At 49.7% G+C, this 975-nt stretch carries 2 protein-coding genes; both read left to right on the forward strand.

From position 1 onward, the window contains the following. A partial coding sequence (locus H8S64_RS22135) for an RteC domain-containing protein (RefSeq protein ID WP_186978726.1) occupies positions 1 to 520 on the forward strand: 520 nt, incomplete at its 5' end. A 35-nt stretch (positions 521 to 555) separates the two neighbouring features. After that, positions 556 to 975, forward strand: a 420-nt coding sequence (locus H8S64_RS22140) for a helix-turn-helix domain-containing protein (protein WP_186978727.1), incomplete at its 3' end; no start/stop codon positions are given.

The following is a 975-nucleotide window of genomic DNA, read 5'->3' on the forward strand; positions in this document are numbered from 1 at the left end:
GTCGTTCCAGCGGAACTTGGCGTTCTACCAGTACCACCGAACGAAAGCCACCTACTTGGACAGGCAGTATTTCATGCGTGGGAAGCCTGACATACAAATCATCGTGGACAGTTTCTATTACGAAACAGACCCACAGTTCAGCACCAGTCACGATTTCAAGGTAGCCAAGATTTTAGCCAACGAACTGCTGGAAATATACCTCACCAACCGTCTGCACGAGCTGGAACGCCGGGAACAACGCAAGCGGGTGAAGAACGGCTTCATGGGAAAGGTGTTGCGCTGGACGGGGACGAAAAGGGCGTTGGTAGAACTTATCTACGCACTGGACGCCTGCGGCTGTCTGAACAAGGGGACGGTTGATATTAAGGAGATTGTAGCCTACTTTGAATACGTGTTCGACATCGACCTCGGCGACTTCTACCACACCTACATGGAACTAAAAGCCAAGACCAAAGACCGAACGGGCTTCCTCTCCACCCTGAAAGACAGGTTGCTGATGCGCATGAGGGAGCAGGATTAGGCAACCGTGCTTTAACAAAATTTATTTCGCCACAGGTGGGTACATCTGTGGCGTTTTATTTTTCAGGACACCCGAACTTTGCGGCAAATCAATCAGTTACCGTTATGGAAATAATAACATTCGAGTCCAAAGCCTACAAGGAACTGGACAACAAGATTACCGCCATTGCCGACTACATCTTCAACCACATGGAAACGGCAAGGCAAAGCGAGGAAGACATGTGGGTGGACAGCTACGAGGTCTGCACGTTCCTGAAAATAAGCGAAAAGACCCTGCAACGCCTGCGGGTGTCGGGAACTATCGCCTATTCCAACATCAGGGGACGCTACTTCTACAAGGTCAGCGAGATACGCCGGATGCTGGAAGAACGCCTGATAAGGAGCAACAAGGAGAACATCGACAACCTGATAACCAACCACCAGTTGTATGCTAAGGAAAGAGGAAATCTTAGAAAG

Origin of the sequence: Butyricimonas hominis (genome assembly GCF_014287455.1) — a bacterium.
Classification (GTDB): Bacteria; Bacteroidota; Bacteroidia; order Bacteroidales; family Marinifilaceae; genus Butyricimonas; species Butyricimonas muris.